Here is a 13,910-nt window from a genome sequence, read left to right on the forward strand (position 1 = left end):
CTACCGAATAAAATGAAGTCGCTTCGCGACACTATTTAATCCCCCTCACCCTTGAGCCCTCTCCCCCACGCTGCGCGAGGTGGAGAAGGGAAGCCCGGTGAGCTCAATTAAATACCTGGGGAGTTACCAATAGAGACCTTGCTGAGTTTTTGCTACTCAATGCTTAAAACCCCTTATGTTGGTCATCATCATACTAATTTCATATTTATCACAAGCCTCAATAACCATTTGATCTCGACGTGATCCGCCAGGCTGGATAATCGTTTTAATAGACGAATGAGCGATAAGTTCAATACTGTCTTCAAAAGGGAAAAATCCATCAGATGCTAATACTGCATTTTGTAAATCGCAGTCCTTTGCGCGTAACAAAGCATGATTGACGGCATCTACCCTGTTCGTTTGACCAATCCCCATTGATAAGGTAACTCCGTTTTTCACAATAACGATAGCGTTTGACTTCATATGCCGAACCACTTGAAAAGCAAATCGTACATCTGAATACAATGCTTTCTCTGGTTTTTTTAATGTTGGAACAAGGGCTTTTTCAACTTCTAAAATATTAGAATCAGGCGCTTGAATTAAAAACCCATTCAAAGCAGATCGGACCTCCATCGTAGGCTGATGTTTGATAAAAGTTAAAACGCGGCACTTTGATTTTTCTGCAAGAACTTCACGAGCTTCTGGGGTGTAATCAATCGCCGCAATCACTTCAAAAAAATGCGAATTCAAAAAACAGGCTGTTTCTTTATCAACAATTTGATTTAAAACAACAATCCCACCAAATGCACTCTTTTCATCTGCATAAAATGCAAATTCAACTGCCTGTTTAGCGGACAGCCCTAAGGCAACGCCACAAGGGTTGGTATGCTTAATAATCGTGGCTGCGGGGGTGTCAAATTCTGAAATTAATCGTATACCCGCATCAAGATCCAGTAAATTATTGTAAGAAAGAGGCTTACCTTGGATTAGGTTAATATTGGGACACTCATCACGCCAATTATAGAATTGTGCTGCTTGGTGTGGGTTTTCACCATAAGACAAATCAATTGCTTTTTGTAATTGGAAAGATTTTATATTCTCTTCATCACACCAAAGGCTTACCTCACCATCGTATTGTGTAATTTTTGAAAAAGCGCGTGCTGCCATTTTTTTTCTAAATTCTAAATTCGTCTCAATTCCTAATGACTTCAAGGCCTCAATTAAGACAGGATAATCCTTTGCATCACTAACAACTGTGCAATATTGATAATTTTTAGCAGCAGCCCGTATTAAAGCTACTCCGCCAATATCAATGTGTTCAATGTCTTGATATTGTGAGAATGCATACAAATCGACAATTACAAAATCAATGGGTTCGACATTGATTTGTTGAAGCTCTTGCATATGCTTCACATTTTTTCGATCAGCTAAAATTCCACTAAACAATGCTGGATGCAATGTTTTGACTCGTCCATCCAGGACGGGTGAAATATTTAAGTAATCTTCTATCGATAACACCTCAATCTTATTCTCATTTAAAAACGCTGCGGTCCCTTTTGAGGCAATTAACCGTGTATCAAGATTAATCAAAACTCTGGCAACCTCCACTAATCCTTTTTTATTACTGACTGAAATAAACGCTGTTTTCATGACATTTGCCTCTGTTTCAATAGGAGATTGACCTCATTCAAAGAGATTTGTTTTGCGACCAATAACACTAAGAGGTGATACAACAAATCCGCTGCTTCATTTAGCGTCTCGCTTTTATCGCCGCAACTTGCTGCGAGAGCAACCTCAACACCTTCTTCCCCGACCTTTTGTGCAATTCTCTTCAATCCTTGATCAAATAACTGAGTAGTATAATGTTGACTTGGCCGCTCTTGATATCTTGAAAAAATGACCTCCTCAAGATGAAATAAAGCAGCAAATGCCGCAGAATAGGTACCAAAACAACTTGGTTGATTTAAGTGGCAACATGGACCTTTAATTTCAGCTAAAATAAGTAGTGCATCGTCATCACAATCTCTTAATATTTGCACAACTCTAAGTATGTGTCCTGATGTCTCACCTTTCATCCATAACCGTTTTTTTGTGCGACTATAAAATGTCACTTGTCCCGTTTCACAGGTGGCACGGAGTGCCTCTTGATTCATATAACCTAACATTAAAACTTGCCCTGTTTGATTATCCTGAATAATGGCAGGCAAAAGGCCATTGATTTTTTCCCAATCAATATTAGAGGGGTTAAATACTGTCATAATCTCACCACGATTTGTTGTTGCGCTAAAAATCTCTTTAAATCACGAATGGATAATTGTCTGTCGTGAAATATACTTGCAGCCAAGGCACCGTCAACTTGTGCTTCCTTAAATGCATTCAAAAAATCTTGTGGCTTACCTGCACCACCAGAAGCAATTAAAGGCGTATGGGTTAACTGCCGAACCTTCTTTAACTGAGCAAGGTCGTAGCCATTTTTTACACCATCTTGATTCATACAATTCAATACAATTTCGCCTCCACCTAATGCTTGTATTTCTTGTACCCATTCCATGGTTTTCCGACCAGTTTTTTGTGTCTTCACTTCTGAACCCGTGTATTGATAGACCTCATAATCATCATTATTTTTAAAACTATCGATGCCCACAACAATCGACTGGCTGCCAAATTCTTGAGCCAATTCTTGAATTAATTGCGGCCTTTCTAATGCAGGAGAATTAATGGAAATTTTATCTGCTCCAGCTTTAAATACTGATTTTGCATCTGAAACTGACCTAATGCCGCCTGCGACACAAAATGGGATATCGAGCAATTGAGAAACCTGTGTCACCCAATTTTTATCAACCATTCTGTTTTCGCTACTGGCCGTAATATCATAAAAAACCAATTCATCTGCACCTTGGTCTCTATAAAAAACTGCGTGTTCTTCAATGCTTCCAAGATCACGATGATTACGAAATTGAACCCCTTTAACAACACGGCCATCTTTGACATCTAAACAAGGAATAATACGAACGCTTAACATGATAATGCCTCTGATAAATCAAATTTTTTCTCATACAATGCCCGCCCCATAATGGCACCAGAAACATTGATATCTTTAAGGCGACGAACATCATCAAGTTGGCTAATACCGCCCGAGGCCTGAATATTAATTTCTGGGAATTGCACTATCATCTGCTGATATAAGTCAATATTGGGTCCATTTAGAGCGCCATCACGGCCAATATCAGTGCAAAGAATATGTTTAGCACCTAGGCTTAAAAAACGTGGAACGATGTCAAACAAAGCAATATCACTCAAATTTTGCCAAGCTTGCGTCATCACAATTGGTGTGATCCCGTCAAAATTAATATCAAATGCTAAGGCAATTCGTTCAGCCCCATATTTTTTTAGCCAAGTTTCAACCAGTTGGGGTGACGTACAAGCCAAACTACCAATAACAACACGACGAGCACCCGCTTCAAAATAAGCATCAATTTGAGCCTCTGTCCGAATGCCGCCACCTACTTGAATATTGATAGGAATAAGTCTTAACAATTCTTTGATAAGGGATGCTTGATTTTCATCAGGATTTTTAGCACCGTCCAAATCAACTAGATGTAACCAAGTAGCCCCTTTATCTAAAAATTGTTTCGCTATTTCATAAGGTGAATCACTATAAATGGTTTCGCATGCATAATTACCTTGGTATAAGCGCACACACTTCCCATCACGAATATCAATAGCAGGGTAAATAATCATACGATTTGCTCCAAAAAATTTTTTAATATTTGACTACCTATTGCCCCTGATCGCTCTGGGTGAAACTGCACGCCCATAAAGTTGCGGTGTTGTATGGCGGCAGAAAAAGAAGAACCATAATCTGTTTTTGCGATGGTATTGTGGGATACAGGTACAGCAAAATTATGGACATAATAAACATAAGCGTCTTGCGGAATATCTCGCATCAACACTGAAGAAGCACAAATTTCAATCGTATTCCAACCCATATGAGGCAAACAAAGATTGGCAATAAACGGTAGCTTTTTAACGGTTCCGTCCAAAAGGCCTAAGCAGGCCGTTGATCCTTCTTCTGAAAATTCAAATAAAACTTGCATGCCCACGCAAATTCCAAGAACGGGTTTAGTTGTTGCCTTCAATACCTTCACTAGTCCCAAAGTATTTAACCGATTCATGACCGTTTTGGCTTCCCCAACACCTGGTAAAATGATATGACTGGCTTGTTCAATATCTTGTATTGCACTGCTGACTATCACATCCTTACCTAAACGTGCTATAGCACTTGTAATCGATATCAAATTAGCCCCACCGCTATCAACAATAACAATCATAAAATCCCCTTAGTACTCGGAATACCAATACCATCGCATTGTTTTGCATCGTGAAATGCCCGACCAAATCCCTTAAATAGACTCTCAACTTGATGATGTGCGTTGCTTCCACGCATTCTTAAGTACAGTGTTGCCTTTAATGCATGAGCCAATGATTGAAAGAAGTGAGATACCATTTCCGTTGGCAGATCACCCACTCGTTCTCGAGAAAATTCCCCATCATAAATAAAATAAGGACGCCCGCTTACTTCAACAATAGCTTCATCCACCTGTATCATCGTTTCAGAAGTTTTTCGCTGAAAGCTCGCCACACGATTCTTATCCTCGATTTGTGCGACAATAGATGACCAACCATTCCGTTCTTTATGATATAAAAAACCCTTAAGCCTCATTTTTTCAGCCAACAAGCAGTCTGTTTCTCTATCGCCAATGACATACGAACGCTGACGATCAAGATCTGGCATTGCTAAATAATCGAGCACCAAACCTAAATTAGGTTTTCTACATTCACAGCCGTCAGATTCCCAATGTGGACAAATGTGAATCGCATCAAAAGTAATCCCTTGAGAATTCAAAAGGCTCAACAATTTTTCCTGAACAGAATCAAATTGAACTTGTGGATACTGATTACTCCCTAAACCATCTTGATTACTCAGCATCACAAAACGATACCCCAGTGACTTGAGTCGTAATAGGGCAGGAATTACTCCTGGCTCTAACTCTAATTTTTCTAATGAATCAATTTGTTTATCTGCAGGTTCATCAATAAGAGTGCCATCTCTATCAATAAATAGAATTTTTTGTTTAAGCATTAGAAAGTACCTCTTTTAAACGTTTATTTTCTTGCAATGTGCCTATAGTGATACGTACACAATTTTGAAGACCATGAAGATTAACTCGCGAGCGAATAATGATTTCATGCGCCTTACATGTATCCATCCACGCTGATGCATCGTTTACTTTAACGAGTAAAAAATTAGCTTGTGATGGATACACACACTTTACTGAAGAAAGAATAATTAGGAATTCCTGCAACTTACTCCTCTCTCTTCTGATACTTTGAATTTGAGAATGTACCATTGCTTGATTTTCTATAGATAACGCATTCATTGCTGCTCGCTCTACTGGGACTGGAATTGGATAGGGAGCAATCACTTTCAGTAGTAGCTCAATAATACTTGGATCTGCAATGAGCGCACCTAATCGAGCTCCAGCTAGACCAAATGCTTTGGAGAGTGTTTGTAAGACCACTAAATTTGTATATTGGAGTACAAGGTGGCTTAAGCTACTTGTTGTAGAAAATTCAATGTAGGCTTCATCAAGCATCTAGTCCCTCAATCTCTGTTAGTACACATATTATCTCTGCAATAGATGAAAGACCTTCTTTTGTTAATTCTTGAACGGACATCGTTCTCATAAAATCTTTAAGGGACAAACCACTACATGATTTTGCAAAACCAGCAGTAGGTAGAACATGATTTGTGCCACTTGCATAATCTCCTACTGATTCTGGAGAATAAGGCCCTAAAAATATTGAACCAGCAGCATAAATTGCAGGCAAATATTTTCTTGGATTTTTCAACAAAAAAAGTGAATCCTCAGCAAGCCTGCCTTTTTTTTGTAATGCTATTCTCAATCGTGTATTCATCATTCTACTCACATTGATATCATGTAATAATGTTTTAATATGATAAAACATTATTACATGATAACACTGCTATTAAGAAAATGTCAACGATTTAAACAAATTATGGAGGGTAATTAAAAAAGAGGGATTACTTATGCTGGATCAAGTCTATCTGCTATGAGGGAATAACCACCCTCACCTAAGTTAATACAACGCGCAATACGCGTAATCGTTGCAACACTAACGCCAGTTCGCTCATGTATTGTACGGTATGGAATGCCTAAACGAACCATGGGAACCACTTGCCAACGATCCGCCATAGCCTCAAGCTCTGCAGGTGTACACAGATCTGTGAAGAAACGCATTGCTTCTTCTTGATTCTCTATTAATGAAATAGCATGCATTAATTCATCTATTTTGGGATTTTGTTTTTTGGTCATGATCTAAATAAAATTTCAATAATGTATTAGCATAATAGCACAAACTTTGAGTGGCCATCAAAGATGCCAATGTTCAAAAAAGAAATTTTTAACTTGGTTTACATACTGTGAGTCTATTTGAATATCACTCATAAGCAAAACATCTAAATCATAGCAACAGCCAGCTATAGGAATTGTTTTCAACACATTTTCACTATCCAAACTTTCTTCAGAACAAAACCGTCTAAATCCCTCAAATAATCCCTTAAGTTTTGCAATATGTGCTTGTTGTGTTGTATTGAGTATCGCGATGAATTTTCGTGACTGATTTACTAAATCGCTAAAGCCTTCTCTTTCTTCACATTCTAACTCTTGTTCAGAACTCATAATCATCAATTCTGCTCTCTTAATCAGGTTGTAATGCATAACACACTTTTCAAAAAACAATGCACCCAACAATGAAAGTTCATATAATTATTAAGACAAGCATCCCTAATTTGCAGATAGATACTATCCTCTTCTGTAAGTGCAGAGTCCTAGGGGAAGTAGTAGTATTATATATTTTTAGTGTCTTTGATATTTCTCCCAAAGTGTTTTCACGGGATTATCCAGCGTTAATAATTCTTCTGTAGGCCCATCAGCTACTACTCTCCCATCTTTGAGCATAATGATGCGCGAGAATTTAGGTAAAAGGTGGAGACGATGAAGTGAGACCATCAGGGTAGCGTTAGGATATTCATCAATGACGCCAGATAATATTGTTTTTTCAGTGGGTAAATCAACGCTAGATGTGGGCTCATCCATTAAAATAAACGAGCTAAACCGTGCAGCAAATAAACCACGGGCAAGCGCTAATCGTTGTTTTTGGCCAACGGATAAATTAAGACCTTTTTCACGAATATCGGTAGCCAAGCCATTTTTAAGTGTCTTTAATACAGGCGCAAACCCTGAAAGGGTTATTACTTTTTGCAAATCCTCAAGCGTTGTTTCTAAATCCATGGTGATATTAAACGCAATAGTGTTTTCAAAAATCTCTGGTTCTTGCGGGATAAGTGTTGTAATAGCATGCAGAGGTTCTAAAGATTGAAAGCAATTACCATCAATAGAAAGTGTTGCCATATCGGGTGTATATAAACCAGATAATAGGTTTAATAGTGTGCTTTTTCCTGCGCCACTTGAACCGATTAAAGCAATTTTTTCACCACGAGTTATATTCAGTGTAATATCACGAATAACATTTTTCTCATGTGCTTCAGGATGCTGATAATTAAGATTCTCTATCGATAAGCTGTTCCAGTGCTCCGCAATCTGCTCTCCTGGAATAGTGTGGGCATAAAGTTCAATATCTTCTACAATAGGCCGAACACTCTGCACATTTGTATTCCTTTGGACCAGCTCACTATAGTGCTCGCTAAATGTATAAAAAACATCGCTGAGATCCCATTGATAGCGAAAAATCATCACCACCGTACCAATTAAAATAGCATTCATTTCTTTTAGCTCAATCAGGATAAACCCTATCAAAATAATGGCTTGAAGTACGGTGATAATGATATTCATCACAAACCATTTAACTTCATTTAACACGACTTCAGGTTTATAAGATGGCCAAATCGCAGCAAGCCGTTTGACAAGATTTGATTGAGTCAACTCACCTAAGCGTAGTGTCAATATGGTAGTCATATTACTAATGTAGTCGAATAACCCTGAACCAATATGATTTTCTGCTTCATTTTCTTGTTCATAGAGGACGACTAATTTTCGGTCATAAAGCACAACAACGACTGCGGCAAGTGTACAGGTCAACAGGCTTAAACAACCTATCGGAATTGAAATCCAGAATAAAAAACCAATAGCAACCAAAAATCGAATCACCGTTTCAATATAAATAAACTGATCTTCAGCAAATTTTTTCAGCGCAGTACAAGCTCGATTTATTCTCGTAATAATATCGCCAGAATGGTGATCCTGATGCCATTTTAAAGGTAGTTGCGTCAATTTTTGATAAAGATTTTGCATAAATGCTTGTTGTATTTTTAGTGCTACATTACGTTCTACTACCCGTGCAGGACCGTGAAATAACCAAAACAAGGGATGCAACATCACGCCAAATATTAACCAAAACAAAATTTGATGAAATTTATCTTCTGAAAAATGCTGCAACAAATCAATAGTTCGTCCAAAAGCATAAGGACTTAAACTTAAAAATCCTTGCGCCAGGATATATGCACAGTAATAGCCAACGATACTTCGATGCCATGGTTTTCCGTTTTGCCAAACAGTACGAATAAGATTAATGTAAGGTATAGTCATTTATTTTTTATCCCCAAATTTCATTATTTCATCATTGTTAATTACCCTAAACAAAGTAATCACAGACAGCAGAATAAACGGCTCAACAGACTAAAGATAAAAATTTCATTGGTCACATACAAGGTTCTCTTTCGCTTAAATCAATTAATGATAAAACCAAAAATAATGCTGCCAAATGCAAACAGTAAAGCTAATACTCCTTGATAATAGCCAAAATGCGCAAGGCTGACACCTAAGGCCTTCATGTATAAGAGAGGAGACATACCGACAAAAATCCAATAAAGAATAATCATGAAGGTACTATGCGCCATCAACAGCAACAACGACTTTGATTTAAATAGAGGCAAATAATCAAAAAGTGTTGCATCTTCTTTCGAGGAAGACTGGCTTTGTACTGGAATAAACAGCATCGGCATGAGCAACGCGATTAATGCCAATCCTAATCACATCATTACTCGCTCACTAATCTGTTGCCTCGTGCTATTCTGCTGTGCTTGTTGTTCCAATATTCGTAGATCTTGAGTCAGGTCAGTATATTCTCCTGCTTCAACCAATGCCAACAAATTAGGATTTGTATGCCCACTTGCTGATGGATAGATGGCAGAAAAATTATGTTGCATCTCTTTTAATACTCGCGGTTGTAACTCAGCCCATACAGCAGATAATCCTTCATTTTTTACTTGTTCTAATGCTTGAGAGTTCTCAGCTAAATATTCTTTCAATACTTGACGAACAACGCAAGGCAATTGTAAAGCAGCAGTAGCTGGTGTGAGGAAATTCACTTCACAAAGTTTATTAATTTTTGCCATACCCTCAATCATTTTGTTAAAGGCACCGCCTGCACACGCTTGATGAGATCCTGACTGTCCGTTATCTACACCTGATTCCGACAATGCATATTCACGATCTATTTCATACAATACTGAATAAAAACAAGCCTCTGCGGTTTCCTGACTTACTCCTTCGCGCCATTGATTTGAATCATGCACCGCAGTCCAACAATAGTGTAACAATAAGCTTGAAGAAACATTTGACGCTGGATCAATATGTACAGAATGAGTTAATTTATTTATTGCTGAATTTAAACTCTCCAATATTTCTTGATCCGTACGTTGACCAACCAAATTCTTGTCATAATTTCTAACTCTTTGGGATATCAAAATATCCAATACTGTATTAAACTCCGTGACCTTATTTCGATAACACTCCTGTAATCGAGTAGCTGATTTAGAAGTGCTACTATGCACACTTGCCGTATGAGTACTTTGGCGACCATTCAAATCTTGAGCAACTGTAACCGGCCTAGCCATTTCTCTTTGTAATTGGGCGAATCTAACAAAAGGCTGATTAACTACATGCAAGCCATCCAGATTTTCAATAATTCTAATATCAGTCCAAAAAGCACGGTTATTTAAAAGAAAATCAAAAATCTCTTGATTTCCTATTAGATAGCCATTCTCATCAACAACATGTGTTAAACGTTCCATTGCATATACTAAAGCCAAATTTTGTGGTTCTGCCAATAGACGTCGAATATTATTTGGATTGCGTATCCCCATTAACTCAAGGCGGTGTAAGCCAACGTGTAAAGCAGCATATGCCGTCTGCACAGATAAATTCATAGCTGCGGCACCTGAAGAACCTGAAGAACCAGGAAATAAACACCTTAATAAGGTTATACCAGTAACAATAGGTGTAATTGCTATTGTAAACGCTAATGCTACCCCGAAAGTTATTGCTTTAATTGGTAATGCTATTGCCCATGCTAAAAAATTAAGAAAATGACTGTCTTTTCGCTCCTCAAGATAAGTATCTGCAATAAGTTTTCGCGATAATAAAGGTAGTAATGTAAAATCTAAAACTCCTTTTTGGCCAAAACCACGAAAGTTCTTGTCAAAATGATCACCATAAAACACTGTAAATGTTTCATAAATACCACCTAATATGGATAAATTACGACTCCATAAAAAAGGAATAACCAAATCTAAAGTCAAATCCGGCATATTCTGTCGGAGTATATCTTCTGAATAAGGGTGCTTTGTGGCGCGAAAAGTTATATTTGAATGTGCAGAGATAGGATTTAGTGCAGAAAAAAAAGAAGACATTTTATTTCCTCTGAAATTTTTTGGGCATTCTACAGTAAGAATAACTTATGATCAAAAAACAACCATAAAATTAATTAAGAGTAACTCCCCAGGTATTTAATTGAGCTCACCCTTGAGCCCTCTCCCCCACGCTGCGCGCGGTGGAGAGGGGAAGCCCGGTGAGCTCAATTAAATACCTAGGGAGTTACAATTAAGATACATGTTGCATCACATTAGAGGTATCCCATAATTGATTTATTTCGCTATATTATGTACAATAATAAAACACATACAATTAATGGAATCGAAAATGTATATAAAATTAACTTTTGTACCCGAATCCTTAAAGTATCCGCATGTTGGATCAGCATTGATGCAAACTTTATTAAAAGAGCCAGAAATTGTTCCTGATATTCCTTCTGATGCGAAAGTTGGTCGCTATAATAAAGTAAGTCATAATAATTCTGAGCCTAAATTTTTTGCAGATGCACCTCAGTTGACTTATTTTTTTGATTGTAGTCCATATAATTCCCAGCAAACTAAAGAAGCATTGCATCTATTCAAAAAACATTATGGGGATTATGAACAGGGATTACCGGCTGTATATGTTGGTAGGGAGCCAAAAGAGAATGAAATTATTAATAATCTTCAAGTAGCCCTTGATAACCTGACGAAGAAACCTGAAGACCAAGAAGAGTTGAAAGGAAAATATGAAAGTCGTGATGAGCTTTGGAACAATTTCTTTAGTTAATTAAGTAAAGTTGTCGCAAAATGGATACCAGCCGCAGACCGGATGGATTTTGGATAGGCTTAGGCCGCAGAAAACGGCCTTCGTCAGAGCGATGTCACCGATAAAATAATTTGTAGGTTGAGCCTTGGTCCAACCTACTTCTAATACAAAAGCAAATTTAGTAAAACAGTAATTTTTTTATCTGCTTATTGGAATGGCTAGATAAAACAGCTTCATGGCCCGTTACTCTAAATTTTAAGCCATGGTACGTATAACCCCGCCATCTACACGAATTGCAGCGCCAGTTGTAGCAGAAGCTAATGGGCTGCACAAAAAAGCAACCATATTTGCTATTTCATCAGAACTTTCAAAGCGTTTAATTAATGAGGTTGGTCTTATTGTTTTAAAGAAGTCATCCTCAATTTCTTTATAGGTTAGATTACGTTCTTTTCCGATATTTTTAATAAATTCTTCCACACCTTCACTCATAGTAGGACCTGGGAGAACTGAATTTACGGTAACTTGAGTGCCTTCTGTAGCTTCAGCAATACCACGGGCTATAGATATTTGTGCTGATTTAGTCATTCCATAATGAACCATTTCTTTTGGCGTTTGTAGCCCAGACTCACTAGAAATAAAAATGATTCGCCCCCAATTTTTTTTCAACATAGGAGTTAAGTAATGTCTGCTTAAACGCACACCACTCATAACATTGACTTGAAAAAAATGAATCCATTCTTCATCAGAAATATCAGTGAACTGCTTAGCATCGTAAATTCCCACATTATTAACCAAAATATCTACTGTTGGAAATTGCTTAATTACATTATCACATCCCTCCTTGGTTCCTAAATCAGCAACGGTTGCTTTGAGTATTGCCTTAGGAATTTTCTTTTGTATTTCTTCTATGGCGTGCTCCACACGCTCCTGAGAGCGTCCATTAATAATGACTGTAGCTCCTTCCTTTGCTAAAAGTTCAGCGATCGCAAACCCAATACCTACAGTTGAACCAGTAACCAATGCTGTCTTATCCTTAAGTTGTAAATCCATGTTCTTATCTCCTCCTAATATTTAAATAATAATAAATATAATATATTTCTTCCACTCGCCTGAAAGGCTTCTCTTCATTTCGCCCTATACTAGATTATGGCCCCAATAAATATATAAATTCTATTTCCTTAGCCAAGTAAGAGCCTATTCTCATGTTACAATCAAGCGAACCAGTCAAGTAACTGGCAATTTTTAGAACAAAATTAAATGGCTTAACAATAAAATAGCCTCCTTAGATATAGAGGAAATAAGGATAATTATGATAATTTTTAAATCAGCATTTAATGGAATAGGTTCTGCCGCTGGTGTTGCCTGGCCATTTTTTGGAATCGTATTTAGCGTTATCGGTTGTAACGTAGGTGGGCCTGTTTCACTGGCTTTAGGTGGTTTTGCAGTTACCCTTTTTGTTAGTATTGGTTTATCTATTGCTTATTTATCCTATCAGCAAATGAAACACGAAAAAGAGCAGTTACGCTTGCAACTACAGACAAGAGAAGAAAAATTCACTAACGCCTTAAAAACATACATTGCCAAACGCTGGGAGAGCTATGCCATTTCTAGCAAAAATACAGATTTTAGCCAGTATTTAATGCAACAAATAGATAAGGAAAATTCTTTATATCAAGTGCTTAAGATTTATCAAATAGCTCAACAACGGCTTGAACTACCTCCAAAATTCATTCTGAAAACGCTAAAAAGTCAATGTGCACAACAACACGCCCCTTATTCCCATACGCTTATTCCTGCGTTTTTTAACTTTGTCGGCACTTTTGGCTCAATTGCCGGATGTAGTGCTGGAGTTTCTGGCCTGTTGAACGGTGTAGGATTATTTAGTGGTTTTGCGACGTTCCCTGTTCTTGGTTGCACTATTATTTGCGTCGCAATAGGAGCAGGACTTTGTTTGTCAATTGATGCATTTTTTGATGCCGAAAACAGGTGGATAGAAAATAAGATAAATCAACAACTTAAAATCGTGTCCCAACAGCTCGTTCAACAAACCATTTCCATTACATCAACTCAACAATTAATTAGTAACAATACTGAACATCCAGCACCAGTACATCACTCGCCCTTATTTGAAGGAAAGGAAGAAAATAAACGAGTCGCTCAGCAAAATTTTGCTCTAAGTCCTTAGTAAAGTTTAAAACCAGAAGTATTATTCTAAAATTCTTCTCTTAATGCCTTACTTTAGAGCAAACTCATTTTGCCCAATAATTCGCTGCTCAACCATACGCTGACTGTCACAAAATTACTTCTTATTGCAAGATCATAATCACAATGATAAAATTAGAACCAATTTCTTAGTAACTGTTCACACAATAGCGTCAACTTAAGGATTTTTAAATAGAGTTGTAGGTTGGGCCTTGGCCCAACTGG

At 37.5% G+C, this 13,910-nt stretch carries 16 protein-coding genes; 2 read left to right on the top strand and 14 right to left on the bottom strand.

Features of this window, described 5'->3' with window-relative positions:
- Nucleotides 1-156: 156 nt before the first annotated feature.
- The 13 genes from purH to QM652_RS11850 all read right to left on the bottom strand — a co-directional run bounded on the left by purH (nucleotide 157) and on the right by QM652_RS11850 (nucleotide 10,774).
- Complete coding sequence (purH, locus tag QM652_RS11790; RefSeq protein WP_415076032.1) at nucleotides 157-1,629, bottom strand: bifunctional phosphoribosylaminoimidazolecarboxamide formyltransferase/IMP cyclohydrolase; 1,473 nt, start codon at nucleotides 1,627-1,629, stop codon at nucleotides 157-159.
- The gene (hisIE, locus tag QM652_RS11795) at nucleotides 1,626-2,237 is read right to left on the bottom strand and encodes a bifunctional phosphoribosyl-AMP cyclohydrolase/phosphoribosyl-ATP diphosphatase HisIE (protein WP_415076034.1); all 612 of its coding nucleotides are present in this window, start codon (nucleotides 2,235-2,237) and stop codon (nucleotides 1,626-1,628) included. Before hisIE ends, purH begins: the two co-directional genes overlap by 4 nt.
- Nucleotides 2,234-3,001: an imidazole glycerol phosphate synthase subunit HisF gene (gene hisF, locus QM652_RS11800; RefSeq protein WP_415076036.1), complete on the bottom strand. Its 768-nt coding sequence runs from the start codon at nucleotides 2,999-3,001 to the stop codon at nucleotides 2,234-2,236. The genes hisIE and hisF overlap by 4 nt, the downstream gene beginning before the upstream one ends.
- Nucleotides 2,995-3,720 (bottom strand): 1-(5-phosphoribosyl)-5-[(5-phosphoribosylamino)methylideneamino]imidazole-4-carboxamide isomerase, encoded by a 726-nt coding sequence (gene hisA, locus QM652_RS11805; RefSeq protein WP_415076038.1) that lies wholly within the window; start codon nucleotides 3,718-3,720, stop codon nucleotides 2,995-2,997. The genes hisF and hisA overlap by 7 nt, the downstream gene beginning before the upstream one ends.
- A complete protein-coding gene (gene hisH, locus QM652_RS11810) occupies nucleotides 3,717-4,310 on the bottom strand; it encodes an imidazole glycerol phosphate synthase subunit HisH (protein WP_415076040.1) in 594 nt (197 codons plus the stop codon). Before hisH ends, hisA begins: the two co-directional genes overlap by 4 nt.
- On the bottom strand, nucleotides 4,307-5,122 hold the full coding sequence (gene hisB, locus QM652_RS11815) for a histidinol-phosphatase (protein ID WP_415076042.1): 816 nt from the start codon (nucleotides 5,120-5,122) through the stop codon (nucleotides 4,307-4,309). Before hisB ends, hisH begins: the two co-directional genes overlap by 4 nt.
- Nucleotides 5,115-5,636, bottom strand: a complete 522-nt coding sequence (locus QM652_RS11820) for an aminotransferase class I/II-fold pyridoxal phosphate-dependent enzyme (RefSeq protein WP_415076044.1) — start codon at nucleotides 5,634-5,636, stop codon at nucleotides 5,115-5,117. Before QM652_RS11820 ends, hisB begins: the two co-directional genes overlap by 8 nt.
- Nucleotides 5,629-5,961 (bottom strand): histidinol dehydrogenase, encoded by a 333-nt coding sequence (locus tag QM652_RS11825; protein ID WP_415076046.1) that lies wholly within the window; start codon nucleotides 5,959-5,961, stop codon nucleotides 5,629-5,631. Before QM652_RS11825 ends, QM652_RS11820 begins: the two co-directional genes overlap by 8 nt.
- A gap of 128 nt (nucleotides 5,962-6,089) precedes the next feature.
- A complete protein-coding gene (locus QM652_RS11830; RefSeq protein WP_415076048.1) occupies nucleotides 6,090-6,377 on the bottom strand; it encodes a YerC/YecD family TrpR-related protein in 288 nt (95 codons plus the stop codon).
- 57 nt (nucleotides 6,378-6,434) lie between these two features.
- Entirely contained in the window at nucleotides 6,435-6,749 is a 315-nt protein-coding gene (locus QM652_RS11835; RefSeq protein ID WP_415076050.1) for a hypothetical protein, read from the bottom strand.
- A 171-nt stretch (nucleotides 6,750-6,920) separates the two neighbouring features.
- Nucleotides 6,921-8,669 carry an ATP-binding cassette domain-containing protein gene (locus QM652_RS11840; protein WP_415076052.1) on the bottom strand — a complete coding sequence of 583 codons (1,749 nt, stop codon included), beginning with the start codon at nucleotides 8,667-8,669 and terminating at the stop codon, nucleotides 6,921-6,923.
- Nucleotides 8,670-8,809: 140 nt separating this feature from the next.
- The gene (locus QM652_RS11845; protein ID WP_415076054.1) at nucleotides 8,810-9,085 is read right to left on the bottom strand and encodes a hypothetical protein; all 276 of its coding nucleotides are present in this window, start codon (nucleotides 9,083-9,085) and stop codon (nucleotides 8,810-8,812) included.
- 27 nt (nucleotides 9,086-9,112) lie between these two features.
- Complete coding sequence (locus QM652_RS11850) at nucleotides 9,113-10,774, bottom strand: hypothetical protein (RefSeq protein WP_415076056.1); 1,662 nt, start codon at nucleotides 10,772-10,774, stop codon at nucleotides 9,113-9,115.
- Nucleotides 10,775-11,063: 289 nt separating this feature from the next.
- Between QM652_RS11850 and QM652_RS11855 the strand changes: the two genes are divergently transcribed.
- Nucleotides 11,064-11,504 carry a hypothetical protein gene (locus QM652_RS11855; RefSeq protein ID WP_415076058.1) on the top strand — a complete coding sequence of 147 codons (441 nt, stop codon included), beginning with the start codon at nucleotides 11,064-11,066 and terminating at the stop codon, nucleotides 11,502-11,504.
- Nucleotides 11,505-11,738: 234 nt separating this feature from the next.
- Here the strand turns inward: QM652_RS11855 and QM652_RS11860 are convergent, their stop codons facing one another.
- Complete coding sequence (locus QM652_RS11860; protein ID WP_415076060.1) at nucleotides 11,739-12,533, bottom strand: SDR family NAD(P)-dependent oxidoreductase; 795 nt, start codon at nucleotides 12,531-12,533, stop codon at nucleotides 11,739-11,741.
- 259 nt (nucleotides 12,534-12,792) lie between these two features.
- Here QM652_RS11860 and QM652_RS11865 point away from each other — a divergent pair, with 259 nt between their 5' ends.
- Nucleotides 12,793-13,668, top strand: a complete 876-nt coding sequence (locus tag QM652_RS11865) for a hypothetical protein (protein WP_415076062.1) — start codon at nucleotides 12,793-12,795, stop codon at nucleotides 13,666-13,668.
- Nucleotides 13,669-13,910: the final 242 nt, after the last annotated feature.

It is taken from the genome of Legionella sp. (assembly GCF_047605385.1).
Lineage (GTDB): Bacteria > Pseudomonadota > Gammaproteobacteria > Legionellales > Legionellaceae > Legionella.